Source organism: Gordonia sp. IITR100 (assembly GCF_002009645.1).
In the GTDB taxonomy this organism is placed as follows: Bacteria; Actinomycetota; Actinomycetes; order Mycobacteriales; family Mycobacteriaceae; genus Gordonia; species Gordonia hongkongensis.
In genome coordinates, this window is sequence record NZ_MVKV01000002.1 from 353,232 (window position 1) to 371,895 (window position 18,664).

At 68.3% G+C, this 18,664-nt stretch carries 18 protein-coding genes; 11 read left to right on the plus strand and 7 right to left on the minus strand.

Annotated elements, in window-relative coordinates; all coding sequences use genetic code 11:
• The first annotated feature begins 33 nt into the window (after positions 1–33).
• The 5 genes from B1818_RS05430 (at position 34) to B1818_RS05450 (ending at position 5,647) form a co-directional block, all read left to right on the plus strand.
• On the plus strand, positions 34–1,458 hold the full coding sequence (locus tag B1818_RS05430) for an aldehyde dehydrogenase family protein (protein WP_078112105.1): 1,425 nt from the start codon (positions 34–36) through the stop codon (positions 1,456–1,458).
• A 252-nt stretch (positions 1,459–1,710) separates the two neighbouring features.
• Positions 1,711–2,679 carry an alpha/beta hydrolase family protein gene (locus tag B1818_RS05435; protein WP_254859571.1) on the plus strand — a complete coding sequence of 323 codons (969 nt, stop codon included), beginning with the start codon at positions 1,711–1,713 and terminating at the stop codon, positions 2,677–2,679.
• A gap of 44 nt (positions 2,680–2,723) precedes the next feature.
• Positions 2,724–3,533 carry an alpha/beta fold hydrolase gene (locus tag B1818_RS05440; protein WP_078112207.1) on the plus strand — a complete coding sequence of 270 codons (810 nt, stop codon included), beginning with the start codon at positions 2,724–2,726 and terminating at the stop codon, positions 3,531–3,533.
• 75 nt (positions 3,534–3,608) lie between these two features.
• The gene (locus tag B1818_RS05445) at positions 3,609–5,090 is read left to right on the plus strand and encodes an alpha/beta hydrolase family protein (RefSeq protein WP_078112208.1); all 1,482 of its coding nucleotides are present in this window, start codon (positions 3,609–3,611) and stop codon (positions 5,088–5,090) included.
• Positions 5,091–5,200: 110 nt separating this feature from the next.
• Positions 5,201–5,647: a hypothetical protein gene (locus tag B1818_RS05450; RefSeq protein ID WP_078112106.1), complete on the plus strand. Its 447-nt coding sequence runs from the start codon at positions 5,201–5,203 to the stop codon at positions 5,645–5,647.
• Positions 5,648–5,662: 15 nt separating this feature from the next.
• Here B1818_RS05450 and B1818_RS05455 read toward each other — a convergent pair whose 3' ends face one another.
• The 3 genes from B1818_RS05455 to B1818_RS05465 form a co-directional block, all read right to left on the minus strand.
• A complete protein-coding gene (locus tag B1818_RS05455) occupies positions 5,663–6,499 on the minus strand; it encodes an alpha/beta hydrolase (RefSeq protein ID WP_078112107.1) in 837 nt (278 codons plus the stop codon).
• 21 nt (positions 6,500–6,520) lie between these two features.
• A complete protein-coding gene (locus B1818_RS05460) occupies positions 6,521–6,910 on the minus strand; it encodes a hypothetical protein (RefSeq protein ID WP_078112108.1) in 390 nt (129 codons plus the stop codon).
• 108 nt (positions 6,911–7,018) lie between these two features.
• A complete protein-coding gene (locus tag B1818_RS05465; protein WP_078112109.1) occupies positions 7,019–7,948 on the minus strand; it encodes an LLM class F420-dependent oxidoreductase in 930 nt (309 codons plus the stop codon).
• Between the two features lie 128 nt (positions 7,949–8,076).
• Between B1818_RS05465 and B1818_RS05470 the strand changes: the two genes are divergently transcribed.
• Entirely contained in the window at positions 8,077–8,490 is a 414-nt protein-coding gene (locus B1818_RS05470; protein ID WP_065631983.1) for a hypothetical protein, read from the plus strand.
• 259 nt (positions 8,491–8,749) lie between these two features.
• On the opposite strand, the gene B1818_RS05475 is transcribed toward B1818_RS05470, so the two are convergent.
• Complete coding sequence (locus B1818_RS05475) at positions 8,750–9,253, minus strand: DinB family protein (protein ID WP_078112110.1); 504 nt, start codon at positions 9,251–9,253, stop codon at positions 8,750–8,752.
• Between the two features lie 69 nt (positions 9,254–9,322).
• On the opposite strand from B1818_RS05475, the gene B1818_RS05480 reads away from it, so the two are divergent.
• The 5 genes from B1818_RS05480 (at position 9,323) to B1818_RS05500 (ending at position 15,088) form a co-directional block, all read left to right on the plus strand.
• The gene (locus tag B1818_RS05480; RefSeq protein WP_217700279.1) at positions 9,323–10,897 is read left to right on the plus strand and encodes an LLM class flavin-dependent oxidoreductase; all 1,575 of its coding nucleotides are present in this window, start codon (positions 9,323–9,325) and stop codon (positions 10,895–10,897) included.
• Positions 10,894–11,937: a methionine ABC transporter ATP-binding protein gene (locus B1818_RS05485; RefSeq protein ID WP_078112111.1), complete on the plus strand. Its 1,044-nt coding sequence runs from the start codon at positions 10,894–10,896 to the stop codon at positions 11,935–11,937. The genes B1818_RS05480 and B1818_RS05485 overlap by 4 nt, the downstream gene beginning before the upstream one ends.
• Positions 11,934–12,641, plus strand: coding sequence for a methionine ABC transporter permease (locus B1818_RS05490; RefSeq protein WP_078112112.1), 708 nt, complete (start codon positions 11,934–11,936; stop codon positions 12,639–12,641). Before B1818_RS05485 ends, B1818_RS05490 begins: the two co-directional genes overlap by 4 nt.
• Positions 12,642–12,728: 87 nt before the next feature.
• A complete protein-coding gene (locus B1818_RS05495) occupies positions 12,729–13,667 on the plus strand; it encodes a MetQ/NlpA family ABC transporter substrate-binding protein (RefSeq protein ID WP_058250790.1) in 939 nt (312 codons plus the stop codon).
• 83 nt (positions 13,668–13,750) lie between these two features.
• The gene (locus tag B1818_RS05500; protein WP_078112113.1) at positions 13,751–15,088 is read left to right on the plus strand and encodes a YibE/F family protein; all 1,338 of its coding nucleotides are present in this window, start codon (positions 13,751–13,753) and stop codon (positions 15,086–15,088) included.
• Positions 15,089–15,103: 15 nt separating this feature from the next.
• Here the strand turns inward: B1818_RS05500 and B1818_RS05505 are convergent, their stop codons facing one another.
• From B1818_RS05505 to B1818_RS05515, 3 genes are all read right to left on the minus strand, one after another.
• Positions 15,104–15,949 (minus strand): hypothetical protein, encoded by an 846-nt coding sequence (locus tag B1818_RS05505; protein ID WP_176455889.1) that lies wholly within the window; start codon positions 15,947–15,949, stop codon positions 15,104–15,106.
• Positions 15,950–16,111: 162 nt separating this feature from the next.
• Positions 16,112–17,056: a hypothetical protein gene (locus B1818_RS05510; RefSeq protein WP_078112115.1), complete on the minus strand. Its 945-nt coding sequence runs from the start codon at positions 17,054–17,056 to the stop codon at positions 16,112–16,114.
• A complete protein-coding gene (locus tag B1818_RS05515; RefSeq protein ID WP_078112210.1) occupies positions 17,056–18,636 on the minus strand; it encodes a serine/threonine-protein kinase in 1,581 nt (526 codons plus the stop codon). Before B1818_RS05515 ends, B1818_RS05510 begins: the two co-directional genes overlap by 1 nt.
• Positions 18,637–18,664: the final 28 nt, after the last annotated feature.

The following is an 18,664-nucleotide window of genomic DNA, read 5'->3' on the forward strand; positions in this document are numbered from 1 at the left end:
ATTGTCCTCACTTCAGGCTGCAACGGAGGCACCATGCCGGACATCACCAAGTTCTACATCGACGGTCAGTGGGTCGAGCCCGCCGAGCTCAACCTCATCGACGTCATCAACCCGGCCACCGAGAAGTCGGCCGGACAGGTCGCCATCGGCAGCGCGGCCGACGTCGACGCAGCGGTCGACGCCGCCCGTCGCGCATTCGTCACCTGGGGACAGACGACCGTCGAGGAACGTCTCGAAGTCCTCAACCGGATCATCGCCGAGTACCAGAACCGCATGGGCGACCTCGCCGCCGCGGTCACCGAGGAGATGGGTTCGCCGGTCGGCCTCACGAACGCCGCCCAGGTGCCGATCGGTCTCGGCCACCTGATGACCGCCGCCGCGCAACTCCCCGACTTCAAGTTCGTCGAGGACCGCGGCAGCTCGCGCATCGCCAAGGAGCCGATCGGCGTGTGCGGCTTCATCACTCCGTGGAACTGGCCGCTCAACCAGGTCATGTGCAAGGTCGCCCCGGCACTCGCCACCGGTTGCACCATGGTCCTCAAGCCCTCCGAGGTCGCGCCGTTCAGCGCGGCGATCGTCGCCGAGATCTTCGACGCCGCCGGCGTATCCGCAGGCGTGTTCAACCTCGTCAACGGTGACGGCCCCGGCGTCGGCGCCGCGCTGTCGAGCCACGAGGGCATCGACATGATCTCGTTCACCGGGTCCACCCGCGCCGGCATCGAGGTCGCCAAGAGTGCCGCGCCGACCGTCAAGCGCGTCGCCCAGGAACTCGGCGGCAAGAGCCCGAACATCATCCTCGACGACGACGACTTCGCGAAGAACGTCGCCGGCGGCATCGCGACGATGATGATGAACTCGGGCCAGTCCTGCAACGCCCCGAGCCGCATGCTGGTCCCCGCCGGCCGCGTCGACGAGGTCGCCGAGATCGCCAAGGGGGTCGCCGCCGAGCTCACCGTCGGCGATCCCACCACCGACGTGAAGCTCGGCCCGGTCGTGTCCGAGGCGCAGTTCGACAAGATCCAGGGTCTCATCGAGCGTGCCGTCGCCGACGGCGCGACCGCGGTCGTGGGAGGTCCCGGGCGCCCCGAGGGTCTCGAGACCGGCTACTACGTGAAACCGACCGTGTTCACCAACGTCACCAACGACATGGAGATCGCCCGCACCGAGGTGTTCGGCCCGGTCCTCGTCGTCATCGGTTACGACTCGATCGACGAAGCGATCAAGGTCGCCAACGACACCGAGTACGGCCTCGCCGGCTACGTCTCCGGCAAGGACGTCGACGAGGTCCGCCGCATCGGATCGCAGATCCGTGCGGGTTCGATCTCGCTCAACGGCGCCCAGCTCGACCCGAGCGCACCGTTCGGCGGATACAAGAAGAGCGGCAACGGCCGCGAGTGGAGTGACTACGCCTTCGACGAGTTCCTCGAAGTGAAGTCGCTGCTCGGTTTCGGGGCCTGACAACAGCCCGTTCCCTTTCCCGTCGACGCCGGGCGCATCCTCAACGGATGTGCCCGGCGGCGTCGTTCGTCGAGAGCCGCGGAGTCGCGCCCACTGCGGTACCCCAGGATTTCGCAAGGCCCGGACAGGACTGCGCGAACGTCCTACGCTTGCCGAACGACTTCGATCCGGCGGCCCGGCGCCTACCGATCGAATCCACATTCTTCGGGGGAAGAGCGTCCGCGCGGCGCACATGGGGGAACGGTGCTTCGAGTGATTCTTCGTGCGGTCTGTGCCGCATGTCTGGTGATGCTGTGTCTGGCCGCCGCGCCCGCAATGGCGGCACCCGCTGCGTCGCGAGTGGTCTCGATCGTGCAGGAGTCCCCGACCCGCGCCGCGGTCTGGGTCTACTCGGCGGCGATGGCCAAGAACATCAAGCTCTTCGTCCTCACGCCACGAACGAAGACCGGACCCCGGCCGACGCTCTACCTCCTGGACGGGGCGGGTTCGCGCGGCAACGACAGTGGGTGGCGCGGAGCCGGCAATGCCGACGAGTTCTTCGCCGACAAGGACGTGAACGTCGTACTCCCGACGGGTGCGTACGGCAGCCAGTACGCCGACTGGCAGCGTCGCGATCCGCGCGTCGGACAACCGATGTGGGAGACGTTCCTGACCAGGGAACTCCCGCCCCTCATCGACGCCCGCTTCGAGTCGAACGGTTCGCGCGGGATCGCGGGCGTCTCGATGGGCGGGCAGGCGGCGTTCACGCTCGCGTCACGGGCCCCGGCGCTGTACCGCGCGGTGGCCTCGATCAGCGGATGTCCTCCGGTGTCCTCCCCGCAGGGAGAGTCGTATGTGCGGGCCACCCTCGCCCGGGGTGGGGCGAACGCCGACAACCTCTGGGGGCCGGTCGGTTCGGCCGGATGGCGGGACCACGACCCGGCGCGGCATCTGGACCGTCTCCGCGGCAAGGCCCTGTACCTGTACTCCGGTGCGGGCCGGCTCGGTCCCGCCGACCTCAAGCGGAACGTGACGCCCGAGGAAGGCCTCTACCAGGTGGTACTCGCCGCATCGTCGGCGTTCGAGATCGCGACCAGCGACTGTTCGCGCCGGTTCGCCGGGTTGTTGCGCGGTGCGGGTCTGCCGTTCACCGACGCGTTGCAGGAGGTCGGAACCCACCATTGGTACTACTGGGAGAAGGAACTCCCCAACATGTGGGCGGCGATCTCGCCGGCACTCTGAGGCGAATCACGGAATCCGGTCAGCCGCGTGGCTACCATCTCCGCATGCAGATCCCCGTCGCGTCCGATACCGGTCCCGTCCTCGACACCGAGGTGTTCGGCGACGGCGAACCGCTGCTGCTCATCGGCGGCATGTCCGCACACCGCGGGATGTGGACCGATGAGCTCCTCGACGCCCTCACCCCGCACTTCTCGGTGGCCGCCTACGACCATCGCGGCATCGGCACGAGCAGTCGGGCCGAGGGACCGTTCACCATCGCCGACCTCGCCGCCGACGCCCGCGGAATCCTCGACGGCCTCGGCTGGGACTCCGCCCACGTGCTGGGCACGTCGATGGGCGGCATGATCGCGCAGGAACTCGCCCTGAACTCGCCGGACCGGGTGCGCAGTCTCGTCCTCGGCTGCACCACCGCGGGCGGCCCCGGGGCCATCGGCGCACCCGGCTCGTCTGGCGCCGCCCGCCTCGTCGAGGCGATCTCGTCGCGCGACGCCGACCGCGTCGCCCGCATCGCGTTCGAGGTCAATCTGTCTCCCGAGTTCATCGCCCGCGCCGGCGCCTTCGACCATTTCGTCTCGCTGTCGAGGCAGCGCCGCGTTCCGTCGGCAGTCGTCGCGTGGCAGGCGGGCGCCTGCGCGGCACACGACACCCGCGACCGGATCGGCTCACTCGACATGCCGACGGCGGTCATCCACGGCGACGTCGACGAGATGATCGCGGTCGCCGAGGGCGAGCGGCTCGCCGACCTCATCCCGCAGGCCACCCTGGCGCGATGGTCCGACGTCGGACACATGTTCTGGTGGGAACGTCCGGACGAGACCGCCGAGATCATTCGGAAAAATGCGCTCACCCGGTAACGCGGGTCCACTCTCCGAACGACATCCCTGACATCGGCACCGTGTAGTCGGGTGGCCGCGTATGTCAGGAGCTCCATGTCGCACTCGCACAGCGAACCGCCCGTCCCCTCCACCCCCGCGGGCCAGACGCCCGAGTCGCCACGCCGACCCTCACCTCGTCGCCGACTCCTCACCGGCATCTCGGTGGTCGCGATCCTCACGCTCGGCCTGTTCGGCGCGAGCACGCTGATCAACTCGTCGAACACCGCCAGCGCTCTGCGTGGGCATCCCGAAGTGCTGCGGCCGGGCTGCACGTGGGACTCCTCCGGGAACTACGTCCAGAACTGCAAGGTCTGGTCGGAGTCGCAGAAACGGCACGTGATCGTGCAGATCCGCGCCTCGAGCGGCAGCGACAGCGGCGTCTACCTGCTCGACGGCATGCGTGCCAGCGAAACCCGCTCGGCATGGACCACCGACGTGCAGGCCGCCAAGGTCTACGACGCCAAGGCCGACACCACCCTGGTCATGCCGGTGGGCGGCGCATCGTCGTTCTACACCGACTGGGACGGCGGCGCCGGTGACAAGAACACGGTCATCAAGCAGGAGACCTTCCTGACCTCGGAGCTGCCCGGTTACCTCGAGCGTGAGTTCGGCGTGGCCCGCAACAACAACGCGATCATCGGACTGTCGATGTCCGGCGGGCCCGCGGTGACCCTCGCCGAGCGCCACCCCGAGCAGTTCAAGGTCGTGCAGGCGATGTCGGGCTACTACCAGACCGACAACCCGATCGGCGCTCTCGGCGTGTTCGCCACGCAGACCATGGTGTCCAACTACGTCAACGGCGTCGTCAACATGTGGGGCGCGCCGGGCGGCACCCGCTGGACCGACAACGACCCGTCCAAGAACCTGACGCAGCTGGCCGACAACGGCCAGGTTCTCATCATCTCCTCGGGCAACGGTTTCCTGACGCCGTCGGAGATGGCCAAGCTGTCGCCGCAGGACCAGCTCAGTGCGATGGCTCTGGAGATCCTGTCCGCGGTGTCGACCGTGCTCATGCAGTTGCAGGCCAAGCAGGCCGGCGTATCGGTGATCTCGTTGCCGAACTACGGCGGCCACACGTGGGAGAACTGGGGACGTGCGCTCGGTGACGGCAAGGAGCACGTGCTGACCACACTGCGCAACAACCCGCCGGTGACCACGAAGACGACCGTCGTCTCCGCCTCGGGCAGCCCCGATCCCGACGGCCCCGCGAAGGTGACCCTGGCGGCGAAGAAGGCGGCCGAGGAATCGCCGGCGCTCGACCTGTCGGGTCTGTCGGCCCGTGGTTCGGATGAGACCGAGTCCGCCTCTCAGTCGGCCTCCTCGTCCGCCGAGTCGTCCGCAGCGGAGTCGTCGGCCTCCGGGTCGTCCTCGGCCGACCTCGCACCGTCCGCGGTGTCGGGCTCGGAGTCGGTGGACGCTTCCGTCCCGGAATCGGCCACCAGTTCCGAGACGAGCACGCCGACCGTGCCCCAGCTCGCCCCGACGGGGCCCGTCACACCCGGTAACTCGAGCAGCACCCCGGTCCCGTCCCGCTGACCGGCTCTCCCGCTCACGGTTTCCGTTCCCGCTCACCGGAAGAGGTGTGAGCGGGAACGGACCGTGTGAGGGACCGATCCCGTCGACTCACCTGCTGCTAGCGTTCAGCCATGACCGCCGACCCCGATCTCGCCGACCTCGTCGGCGTCGACACCATCGTCGTGGTCGTGGCGTCCGGTGTGATCCTCATCTGGGCACTCGCCTTGGGCGTGTGGAAGTACCACGGCATCCGCACCTCACCGGACCGGACGGCCCATGTGTATGTCGACATCGCGCACCGGGCCGCGCTGATGTACTCGTTCGCCACCCTGGTGCTCGCCGCGCTGGTCGAGCTCAGCGCCTTCCCGACGACCGTCAACGCGATCGCCGCGGCGGTCCCGATCGTCTTCTTCGTCGCGGCGATCGCCGCGTATTGCATCCACGGCGCCCTGCGGGACACCACGAATCAGTTCGTCGACCCGACTCCCGGCACCTACCTGTTCATGCTCGCGCTCATCGTGGGCGAGATCGGCGGCGTGCTGGTCCTGCTGGCCGGGGTAGTGGTGCGACTGACGTGAGTGGTCGCGCGATGGTCACGGGCGCGCGGTGTGACCGCGCAGCCAGGTGATCACCGCGTCGAGCACCACCGCCTGCTCGGGTTCGTTGAAGATTTCGTGGAACAGGTCGTCGTAGATCACGAGCGTTTTGTCCGCCGACCCGGCGAGCCGCTCGACGAGTTCGCTGCCGCGCGGGTCGGTGAGCGCGTCCTCGCTGCCGTGCATCACCAGGATGGGTAGTTGCAGTGACGGCAGGCGCTCAGGAAACGACCGCATGGTGCCGATCATCGCCCCGCCCAGCCCGGCCGGGATCTTGCCGCGCGTCACCAGCGGGTCGGCGTCGTAGGCGGCCACGACGTCCGGATCCCGGGAGATGCTCGACGAACTCAACTCGGTGGTGGGCAATCCCGGTGCGATCCGGCCGATCAGCGGCGCGAATCGGACGGCCAGATCGGGCAGGTCGTCACCGGGCAGCACGGCCGCTCCCGACAGGATCAGTCCGTCGAGCTTGTCCTGGTGGTCGAGCGCATAGTCGAGAGCGATGCACCCGCCCATGCTGTGCCCGATCAGGAACGTCGGGACGCTGCCGTCGGCGACATGGGCGAGCACGGTGTCGAGGTCGTCGGTGAAGTCACCGAACCGGCGCAACCGGAGTCGCTTGCCACCCGAGCGGCCGTGACCGACGTGGTCCGGTATCGCGACGAGGTAACCGTCGTCGACGAGCCGACGGGCCACATGCAGATACCGTCGTCCGTGTTCGGCGAGTCCGTGCACCACGACGACCACGCCGCGCGGGCTGTCCGCGGGCCGGTGGACGTCGTAGACGATGGTGTGCCCGTGCCGGCCGCGAAAACTGTGTTCTTCCGGTGTCATTCCCTGATCTCGTTTCGGTGTTCAGTGCCAGCCGAGTCGGGCAGCGACCGACTTGCCTGCCGACTCGAGGGCGCCGAGCGGACGGAAGGCGGCCTCGCCGATACCGACGAGTGCCTCGACCCGCCCGACCACCCGTTCGAGCCGCCCGACGATGTCGGACATGCGGTCGACGGTGGCGTCGACCTGGTCGAGGGTTCCGGAGAGTCGCACCAGCGTCACGTCGAGTTTCGCGATCGTCGAGTTCAGCCCGTCCAGGGTGGGGCCGAGTCCGTCGAGGGTCTCCCCCATGTCGGCGATGATGCCCTCGAGTTGCTCGACGGTCACGTCGGCGTTGAGCGCGGCCTGCGCCAGCTTCTTGATCCGTTGACGTTCCGGCGGTCTCGATGATGTGTGCTCGCCCCTGTCGGCCATGAGGTGGATTATGGCCCATCGGGGTCCGCCCGGGTGTCGGGTCGGGTGAACCCTTCGTGGACACTCCGCTCTCGCCGCACCCCAGGGGACGGGGGTGTCGTGGGGCGGTCACGCCAATTGCGGGGCGACTTTCGACGCGACGAGCTCGAGGTGATCGAGATCCGACAGATCAAGGGTCTGCAGATACATGCGCGTGACGCCCAGCTCGCCGTAGCTCGCGATCTTCGCGGCGACCTCGTCCGGGGTTCCGGCAGCCCCGTTCTCGCGCAGCTCGTCCGGTTCCCGGCCGATTGCCTCGGCCCGGCGCCGGAACTCGGCTTCGTCTCGGCCGCAACACAATACGAGTGCGGCGGAGTAGGTGAGCGACTCCGGGTCGCGGCCGGCGTCGACGCACGCCGTCCGGACGCGCCCGATGAGATCCCCGGCGACGTCGAGTGGTTGGAACACGACATTGAACTCGTCGGCGAAACGCGCCGCCAGCGCAGGCGTCCGCTTCTTGCCACTGCCTCCGATGATGATCGGCGGGCGCGGATGCTGCACGGGTTTGGGCAGGGCCGGCGACTTCGAGAGGCGAAAGTGCGTGCCCTCGTAGTCGAACTCCTCGCCCAGCGGGGTCTGCCACAACCCGGTGATGATCTCGAGGTTCTCCTCTAGGCGGTCGAACCGCTCCTTCAACGGCGGGAACGGGATTCCGTACGCCTCGTGCTCACCCTCGTGCCAGCCCGTTCCGATTCCCAATTCGACACGGCCACCGCTCATCTGATCGACCTGGGCGACTGCGATCGAGAACGGCCCGGGTAGCCGGAAAGTGGCCGACGAGACGAGCGTCCCCAGCCGGATTCGCGAGGTCTCGCGCGCCAAGCCCGCCAACGTGATCCACGCGTCGGTCGGCCCGGGGAGGCCGTCGCCGCCCATTCCGGCGAAATGGTCGGAACGGAAGAAGGCATCGAAGCCCAGGTCCTCGGTCGCCTTGGCGACGGTGAGCAGATCGTCGTAGGTCGCACCCTGCTGGGGCTCGGTGAAGATTCGCAGTTGCACGTTTTCAACCTACGCGCGCTGGGCACACGACCGGTGGCGAGGCGGCGTGCGAAGCGGACCCCATCCGGCCCGGCGGCCATTCCGAATCGCTCCACGCACGACACCGTTCCTCGACAAAGGAGTCCAACATGAAGACAGTCACGCGCACAGCTCTGGGTTTCGTCGTCGCCGCCGCAGGTGCGACCGCAGTATCGCTCGCCGCCGCGCCGTCCGCCGGCGCCGCGCCCACCGTATGTCCGGCACTTCCCGGCCAGTCCGCCTCTGCGGCCTCGTGTAGCGCCGACTCCGGCCCGACCGGACTCTCGCTCGCCATCACCGACAACGGCGGCGAAGCCAACGTCACCGCCGACAACTTCGCCGGACCCGCGGCCATCGCCCTCGGTCCCGGAGCGACGGTCACCATGGACGGCATCCGTCCCGGCCTGGCCATCGGTATCGCCGGACCCGGCGGCGAGGTCGTCGTCGACGGCAAGAACGGCCCGACCTGCAAGGGGCCGGCGTTCGCGGGCGACTTCCAGACCTTCAAGGGCTGCCTGTCCTGACCGTCCCGCACCGGCGCCTGAGGTGCGACGTGGATAGCGACCAACCCCCTGCTCCCTGAGGAGCGCCCGGAGCTTGCGGAGGGCGCGTCACGAAGGGTCTTCGCAACCCGACTCACCAGGACCCTTCGTGACGGCCTCCGCAAGCTCCGGCCTCCTCAGGGAGCAGTGAATGGGCTCGCACCGCGCACAACGGTTCTGTCGTGGTCCACGACGGCCGCCAGGCCGCAATTACTCAGAACGCGGAGCGACAGCGACGGGATCAGGACAACAGGCCCCGGACGTATGCCGCCTGACCGATGTGCTGGGTGTCGTCGTCGATCACGCTGAGCAGTCGTACGCCCAACGTGACCGGCGGGTCCCAGTTCTCGTCGACGACGCGGTCGAGATCTGAATCCGACAGCGCGCCAATGTAGTCGACGCTGACCGCGTGCGTGGCGTCGTAGTAGCCACGCAACAGGTCCGGGTCGTCGACGACGACCCGCGCCGCCTCGTCGGCAGACTGCCCGTACCCGCTCTCCCCGGGGTCGAACGGCAGACCGAACCGTTCGACCCATCCCCCGGTCACCCACACCTCGTCGGTTCCGGCGACGTCGGCGACGTGCGAGTCCTGCACGCGCGTCAGATGCCACACGAGCCAGGCGATCGTGTTGGCACCGGGCGCGGGAGCCCGGTTCAATTCCTCGGTGGAGATGTCGTCCAGGACGGCGTGAACGTTCTCAACGACTCGACCGAGACCGTCGAGCAACACATCTGTAGATCGCATGGCACAAGTTTAGGTTCGCGGTGGGCACAACGATGGCCACTCCGACGATCCGTCAGCATCATTCCTCCGGTGTCAGAACCGAATGCCCCACGTAAGATCCGATTCAACGCCTTCGACATGAATTGCGTTGCGCACCAGTCACCGGGTCTATGGCGCCACCCCGACGACCGGTCGTGGGACTACAACACCATCGACTACTGGGTCGACCTCGCCCGCTTGCTGGAGACCGGCGGATTCGACGGTCTGTTCATCGCCGACGTCCTGGGCACCTACGACGTGTACGCCGGCAACGACGAAGCCGCCATCCGCCAGGGTGCGCAGATCCCCGTGAACGACCCGCTGTTGCTCGTCTCGGCGATGGCGCACGCCACCGAACACCTCGGCTTCGGGGTCACCACCGGTACGGGTTTCGAGCATCCCTACCCCTTCGCACGGCGTCTGTCGACGCTGGACCACCTCACCCGTGGCCGGATCGGCTGGAACGTGGTGACGGGATACCTGCCTGCGGCAGCCCGCAACATGGGCGCCGACGATCAACTCGAGCACGACGAACGCTACAACCAGGCCGATGAGTACCTCACCGTGCTGTACAAGCTCTGGGAGGGTTCGTGGGAACGCGACGCGGTCCTCCGCGATCGCGAGGCGGGCATCTTCGCCGACCCGGCCCGGGTCCATCACATCGGGCACCGCGGCACCCACTTCACCGTGCCCGGCATTCACCTCGCCGAGCCGTCGCCGCAGGGTTCACCGGTCATCTACCAGGCCGGGGCCTCGCCTCGCGGCCGGCGTTTCGCCGCGGAGAACGCGGAGGCCATCTTCGTCGCCGCGCCGACCAAGGCCATCCTGCGTGATGTGGTGAGCAAGGTGCGCGACGAGCTGATCCTGGCCGGACGCGACCCGTACGACGCGAAGATCTACACGCTGCTGACGATCATCACCGACTCGACTCCGGAGGCCGCCCGCGCGAAAGCCGCGGAGTACCAGTCCTACGCCAGCACCGAGGGTGCGCTGGTCTTCATGTCGGGCTGGATGGGCATCGACCTCGCGAGTTACGAGATCGACGAACCGATCGGCAACGTGCACAGCAACGCGATCCAGTCCGCGGTGGCCGCTTTCCAGCAGGCGAGCGACACCGGGGAGGAAAGGCGCGTGCGGGACATCGCGGCGTGGGGCGGCATCGGCGGAATGGGTCCGGTCCTGATCGGCTCCGGTGATGAGGTGGCAGAAGCCTTGCAGGACTGGGTGACCGAGACCGACGTCGATGGCTTCAATGTCGCCTACGCGGTCACCCCCGGATCGTTCGAGGACATCATCACCCACGTGGTGCCCGCCCTCGAGAAGCGCGGACTCTACGATCGGGATTACGTCCCGGGAACCCTGCGCCACAAGCTCTTCGGGCGTGGCGATCAACTGCCGGAGAACCATCGCGGGTCCACGTACCGGGTCGGCGGGAGCAACTCGACCATCGACGATTCGATCAGGCAAGCCGCTCAGCTCACCGGCGCCGGGAGCGAAGCGAGCGGGCCGCGATCGACCACCGGCGCCGGGAGCGAAGCGAGCGGGCCGCGATCGACCACCGGCGCCGGGAGCGAAGCGAGCGGGCCGCAATTGGCAGCCACCGGCGCGAACGGGGACCTCCGGTGATCGAGGTGGTGGGGCTGACGAAGGTGTTCGGTGTGGGTTCGCCCGACCCGACGACGGTGCTCGACGAGGTCGACTTCACTGTCGACGCCGGTGAGATCTTCGCCGTCGTCGGCCCGTCCGGCGCCGGCAAGAGCACGCTGGCCCGGTGTCTGAATCTGCTGGAACGTCCGACGTCGGGCAAGGTCGTGGTCAACGGGGAGGATCTCACCGCACTGGGCACGTCGGGCCTTCGCGACGCCCGGCGCCGGATCGGCACCGTGTTCCAGTCGGCGAGTCTGCTGTCCCGGCGAACCGCGGCGCAGAATGTCGCTTTGCCTCTCGAATATCTGGGTGCGACAAAGCGATCGACCACGGCTCGCGTCGGCGAACTTCTCGATCTGGTCGGCCTCGCCGACAAAGCGGACCTGTATCCGCATCAGCTGTCCGGCGGTCAGCGGCAGCGCGTCGGCATCGCTCGGGCCCTCGCACTCAAGCCTTCCGTCCTGCTGTCCGACGAAGCCACCTCGGGTCTGGATCCCGCGGCCACGGACACCTTCTTACGGCTCCTCACCGACGTTCGGGACGAACTGGATCTCGCGGTGGTGTTCATCACCCACGAGATGGACACGGTCGTGCGGGTCGCCGACACCGTCGGCCGTCTCGAACGCGGCCGCATCGTCGAGTACGGAAGACTGGAACAGGTGGTCCTGGAACCGGATTCGGTTCTGGGACGGGCACTCCGGCCGCGCGGGCCAAGTGCGCAACCGGCCTCGGCCGAAACCCCGATCTCGGTGGTCTACCACTCCGCGACGGTCCCCGCGGACTGGTTGACCCAGCTGGGCAGGCGACTCGACATCTCGATCTCGGTGCTGGGCGCCAACGTGCAGACCATCGACGGCACCGTCTTCGGCGATCTCACCGTGTCGGTGCCGATCGGACACGCGTCGGCATTCATCGGCGCCGCGGGTGAACTAGGCCTGGCCGCGCGCCTTCTCGACGCCACCGCGACCGCGGGCGGTACCGCCGTCGAGACCGTCACCGGCTCCGAGGTGGCCGCGTGAGCACCACGTATTCGGCGAACATCACGGTGCCGCTCGACGAGATCCCCGACCTGCTCATCCCGGCGGCCATCGACACGGTCCTGATGGTGAGCATCGTGATGGTCGTCGTCCTGGTGGTGGGAGTCCCGCTGGGCGCACTCATCCACAACCTCGCTCCCGGCGGGCTTTTCGCACGACGCTCGTTGCACACCCCCCTGTCGTGGGTGATCAGCATCGGTCGGTCGTTGCCCTTCCTGGTGCTGATGACGGCGATCATCCCGTTCACCCGCCTGGTCACGGGCACGAACATCGGCATCGCCGCGGCGGTGGTACCGATGTCGATCGCCGGCATCGCCTTCTTCACACGCATCGTCGAGAACTCGCTGCGGTCGGTCCCGGCCTCGACGATCGACGTGGCACGTGCGTCCGGCGGATCGAACGCCCAGATCATCTGGAAGGCACAAGTTCCCGAGGCGCTGCCGAGCATAATCGGCGGACTGACGATCAACACCATCGCGATGATCGAGTACTCCACGATCGCCGGCACCATCGGCGCCGGCGGACTCGGATACGTGGCCGTGACCTACGGCTACCAGCGATTCGATCAGGGAGTCATGGTCGCCACCATCATCGTGCTCATCGTGACGGTGGCCGTGATCCAGGTCGCCGGCGACGCCCTCGCCCGTAGCCTCAACCCGGTCACGTCCCGCCGGGTCAACCACTGAAGAACCACAACACCGCCGGCCGGCTCTGCTCCCTGAGCGGCGGAGCGCCCGTCACCGCATCACCCAGCCACACCCGAAAGGCACCCCATGACACAGGACACCGGTTCCACCACCGGCACCTCATCGAAATCCGGCGAGACTCCCTCTCCGCCCGGCAGTTCCGGAATCGAGATCTCGACACGTCGCCGCTGGCCGCTGATCGTCGGCGCGCTGGTCGTGGTCGCCGTGATCGCCGCCGTCGTCGGCTGGCGCTTCCTCGGGTCCGACTCGACGTCGCCCAACGAGACCGCCGGTGCGACACTGACCGTCGTCACCGCCGAGGGCAACGCCTCCGAGCAGGCACTGGTCGAGTTCATCGCCGACGAGGTCGCACCCCGGTACGACATCAAGGTCGCATTCAAGGGCCTGTCCGACTCCACGACGCTGAACCGTGCGGTCAGCGACGGGGAGGTCGCGGGCACCGTCTATCAGCACAAGCTGTGGCTGTCGCAGGTCCTCGAGGCGAACCCGGACTTCCAGGAGGAAGCCGCGACGCCGGTGTTCCGCTGGGGATTCGGCATCTGGTCGGACAAGTACCGCGACGTCGCCGACCTGCCGCAGAACGCCCGCGTCTCCCTCTACTCCGATCCCGCGAATGAAGCCCAGGGACTCTGGCTGCTCGAACGCGCCGGACTCATCACGCTGAAACCAGGCGTGGACAAGTGGAAGGCGACCCAGAAGGACATCGCCACGAATCCGCGGAACCTGCAGTTCGTCCTGCTCGACTTCGCCGCCCAGTCGCGCTCGCTCGCCGACCTCGACGCCACCGTGGGCTACACCGAGTACTACCTCGCCGCGAACATCGACATCGCCAAGCAGATCTACGCTCCGCCCGCTCCCGACGAGTTCGCCGGGCAGCTGACCATCGGGACGCAGTGGAAGGACACCGAGAACATCAAGAACCTGGTCGCCGCGTTCAAAGACCCTGCCGTGCAGGAATTCCTGCGGACCGATCCGCGGGTCAAGGGCATCCTGCTGCCCCTGTGACCAGCGTCGGCACTGCTGCACACCCCAGCACCGCACCCGGGTCGCCCATCGCGACCCGGGTGCGGTGCGCATAGGCTCACCGCGTGAGCCGCACACATCACGGGCACGGTCATGCGCACTCGCTGTCCGACATCAGCCACACGCTGTCGCCGATCGCCCGGTGGTTCGTCATCGGCACGCTCGCAGTGACCGCGGTCGCGGTCGCGGTCGGCATGGTCGTCCTGTGGCCGTCGGAGTCCGAACACCCGATCCCCACCCAGTTCCGGTCCGCCGACGGCGGGCCGATCACCACGGTCGACGGCGAGATCGTGGACCAGTTCCATGCGAATTGCCTCAACTCGGTGGCGGGATCAGTGCTCGAGACCGCCGACATACCGGTGAATCCGGTGCCGGGTGGGCCGTGCATCCTCAACGCGGGCCGGTTCACCTCCGGCGACGTGGCCGGCCAGTACACCGTCCTGGAGATCCCGACCAACCGGGCACAGGCCGGATCCGGGCCCGACACCGTGGCCCCCGCCGCCGGCACGCTCGACGACCCCCAGGCCGGCCAGCCGACGTTGAACGTCGGGGACGGCATCCGGCTCGCGACCGTTCCCGGCCCCGACGGCAGCAACCGGTACAGCTTCTTCGACTTCCAGCGCGGACCGGCGATCATCTTCTGGGCCGTGCTGTTCATCGCCGCGATCGTGCTGGTGGCGGCGTGGCGCGGGTTCCGCTCGATCATCGGGCTGGCGATCGCCTTCGGGATACTCACCGTGTTCACGCTGCCGGCCATCCTCGACGGGTCGTCCCCTGTTGCGGTGGCGGTCGTGTCGTCGGCGGTGATCCTGTTCGTGGTCCTCTACCTCGCGCACGGTGTCAGTCTCCGGACCAGTTCGGCTCTGCTCGGGACGCTGACCTCCCTCCTGCTCGCGGGATTCCTGAGCTGGCTCGCCATCCGGACCATGAATCTCACGGGGCTCTCGGGGGATCAGACCACCAATCTGCAGGTGTATCAGGGCAACATCTCGGTCAGCGGTCTCCTGCTCGCCGGGTTCATCATCGGCACCCTCGGTGTTCTGAACGATGTCACGATCACCCAGGCCTCGGCGGCCTTCGAGCTGGCCGCGGCCGGCGAACCGTCACGGCTCGCGACCTTCCGCGCCGCGATGCGCGTGGGCCGCGACCACATCGCGAGCACGGTGTACACCCTCGTCTTCGCCTACGCGGGCAGTGCGCTGCCGCTGATGCTGTTGTTCTCCGTGGCCCAGCAGCCGTTGGGCGGACTGCTCACCACCGACGTCGTCGCGGTGGAGTTGGCCCGCTCGTTCGTCGGCGGTATCGCGATCGCGCTGTCGGTTCCGCTCACGACGGCGATCGCCGCCGCGCTCACGACCCCGGCGGGCGCGGGACGTACACCGGCCGCGCACGCCGCGGCCTGAGGTCACGGCCCGCGATCAGCATCGACCTTTGGGGAGGTCGGCCAGGTTCTTTCCGAGCCAATTGCCGAGCCGGGTCAGCATCTTGGTCCCGTCGGTGAACGATCCACTCCGCGGGATCGCCGCCATCGACACCGCGACCTGGCCGCTGGTCGTGGTGATGATGCCCAGTTGCCGCACCAGGTGCGCCGACGACTTCGACGTCGCCGGACCCCAGCCACCCTTGACCGCGGTCACCGCTCCCTGACTGCGCCCCACCTTCGCGATACCCCACTGCTGATTCGGGGCGACGGCGCTCATCAGCCGGATGAGGTGTTCGCTGTCGGGCAGACACGGCAGGTGGGCGCCGAAGATCGCCTGGTCGCGCAGCGCCCAGGCGGTGTGACCGGGGTACGACGGGGGGTTGTCGACCTCGGAGGACACGTGCGTCCGGACGTCGTGGCCCTCACGGAGAACCGCACTGACAGCGTCGACGGACGCATGTCCGCCGCCGAGCACCCCCCACAATTCGCCGGCTGCATCGTTGTCGGAGAACGTGATCGCCTTGTCCTCCATCGCGGCGACCGCCGGACCGCGCTCGCGCTGCGCGGCGAGCGACACCGGAACCTTCATCGTCGACCATGCACGTCCCGATTTGAGCGACCCGAGGGAGATGACCTCGTCCCCGCCGACGGGCACGATCGCGATCCCGAGTTGGCCGGGCAAGGACTTGCGCATCGACTTCGTCAGTGCGGCATAGCTCTTCGTGAGCTTCTTGTCGAGTGGTTCCGGTGGCTTGAACCACGTGGCGAAGGGCTCCGGCAGCGGCGGCAGCACGGGGAGCGGTATCGCCGTCGCCGAGCCCGTGCCGATCACCATCGACATCGCCACCGCGCAGAACACCACGCCGATCCTGGTCACAACTTTCACATCTGTCTCCTGAGTCACTTCAGACACATGAGACTAGGACGGTTACGCACCAGGGACCAGGCTGTATACCCAATCGGAACCTTGCTGGGACCGGGGTCACACCGCTTCGAGGACCGGTCAGGCGGAACAGCGTCCGCGCGGAAGACGGGCGAGGTTGGTGTCGAGCCAGTTCGCCACCGAATTCAGCGCGGCGATACCCCCCGACATCGAGCCCCCGACCGCGCTCATCGCCACCGCCGCACGTTGGCCGTCGCGGAAGGTGAGGATTCCGATCTGACGGACGAGGTATCCCTCGGACACTCCTGGACCCCAACCACCCTTCACCGCGGTTGCGCGGGGCGCCGGCATGATCTCGATTCCCCACTGCTGATTGCCGCCCACCTGACCCATGAGGGCGACGACCTGTCGCGAACCCGAGATGCAGGGCAAGCCGGCGGTGAACGTCGCGGCCCCCGGCAGCGACCACACCGTCTGCCCGAACACGGTGAAACCGGCACGACGCTGCGTCGCCGGGACCACCGTCGTGGTGTCACCGCCGTCCCGCAGCACCGCGGTGACGGCGTTGGCTGCCGCCTGTCCGCCGCCCAGCGAGGACCAGAGGCTCTCCGCGGCGGCGTTGTCGGAGTCGACGATCGCGGCCCGCGCCGCCGGGCCCGGGCCGTTCGCCCGTTCTGCGGCGACGGCGAGCGGGACCTTGATCGTCGACCACGCCACCCGGGGTGTGGCATCGCCGAGGGTGAGCCCGGGGACGGCCGACCCACCGACCGGTGCGATCGCGATGCCGACCGTCAGTCCGGTCGACGCGGCAACCCTGCGGAAACTCGCCGCGAGGCCTCCATACGATGCGGAGGGGACGGCCGCCGACGACGTCGGGATGTCTGTAGCGCGTGCGGCGGGTGTTGACGCCGATGGGTCGGCGGTCACGGTGACGGTGACCGGCACAACGGGTTTCGGGTCGGATTCGGTCGAGCAACCGGCGAGGAGCGCGAGCGCGCCGAGCACGACGATGCAGCGGTTCCGCCGAGTCCGCTTAAGCCACAACGGCCGTCGGGTGGTGTCCATCAGTAGATGTGCACCACGGCGTCATTGCCTCCCCGGCACGCGACGATCCCGCCTTCGGGAACGCAGTTCATCGCATAGGCCTGCCCGGTGACCGGGCTGACCGCGACCACGACACGCGGCGACCGTGCCGCACCCGCTCCCACATACGCATCGCGCACCGCGAACGCGAACGGGCAGCTGGTCACCGATGTACCGATCCCGACCGTCGCATCGCACGGACTCGAACCGGGCGGCGGCGCAGCCGGGGCCGGCGGAACGTTCTGGACGGTCGGCGGGGGCGCCACCGTCTCGGTCACGGTCGGCGTCGTCGGCTCCTCGTCGGCCCGGGTCTCGGCGTCGTCACCCGAGCCGGCGATCAGGATGCCGCCGAGGACGGCGAGCCCGACGAGTGCCACTGCGATCAACCCGATCAGCACCGGTATCGCGACCGAGCGCCGCTGCGGCGGCGGATAGGCGGGCGGATACCCCGGCGGCCCGTACATCGGACCGGGTTGCGGTCCTGCGTAGTTGTGCGCCCCCGAGAAGTGCTGGGCCCCCGAGAACTGCTGCGGTCCCGAGAACTGCTGCGGCCCCGAGAACTGCGTGGTCCCGGCTCCGCCCTCGGGGCCCGTCGTGTGCCGCACCAGGGTCGGTTCGTACCCGGGGTCGGTGGGCGCGATGACCGTGTCCGGAGCGCGGACGACACCGGTGGGTGCTTCCGGAGGCGGTGGCGACGCCTTGACGAGATCCGGCCCCGGCCGGACCCCCTCCACTCCCCCGGCGAGCGCGCTTCGAGCCGCGCGTGCGAGCGCGACCGCGGAGTCATGGCGGGCCGCGGGATCGGCGGCGAGGGCTGTGCGGATCACCTCGTCCATCGCCGGCGGTACGTCTGCGTTGACCGCACTCGGCGACGGGGCCGGTGACAGTACGGCCGCCTTGATCGCCGCACTCACCGTCTTCGCCGGATGCGGCACCCGCCCGGTCAGGCACTCGAAAAGCACACAGGCCAGGGCGTAGATGTCGCTGGCCGCGCTGACCTGGGCGGCGTCGAACAACTCCGGGGCCATGTAGGCGATCGATCCCACGGCCGTCCCGGTCTGGGTGAGGTGGGTGTCCTCGGCGGCATGCGCGATGCCGAAGTCGACGAGATATGCGAAGTCGTTCGCCCCGACGAGAATGTTCTCCGGTTTGATGTCGCGGTGCACGAGTCCCTCGGCGTGTGCGGCGTCGAGCGCCGCGGCCACCTGTTCGATGATCGACACCGCGCGTTCGGGCGGGAGCCGCATCTCCTGCGTCAGGAGCGCGCGTAGATCTTCTCCGACGACCAGGCGCATGTCGATGAACAGCACGCCGTCGATCTCGCCCCAGTCGTGGATCGGGATGACGTGCGGTTCGCCGAGGCGGGCCGCGGCGTGCGATTCCCGGCGAAACCGCTCCTGGTACATCGGATCGTGTGCCAGCCCGAGGTTGAGCAGCTTCAGCGCGACGACCCGGTCCTTGGTCGTGTCGTATGCGCGGTAGACCTCGCCCATCCCACCGCGGCCCAGTAGTTCGTCGAGGCGGTACGGCCCGAACTGTGTGTTGACCCGACTCCCAGCCATACGCAGGAGCATATGTCGGCAATCGGAC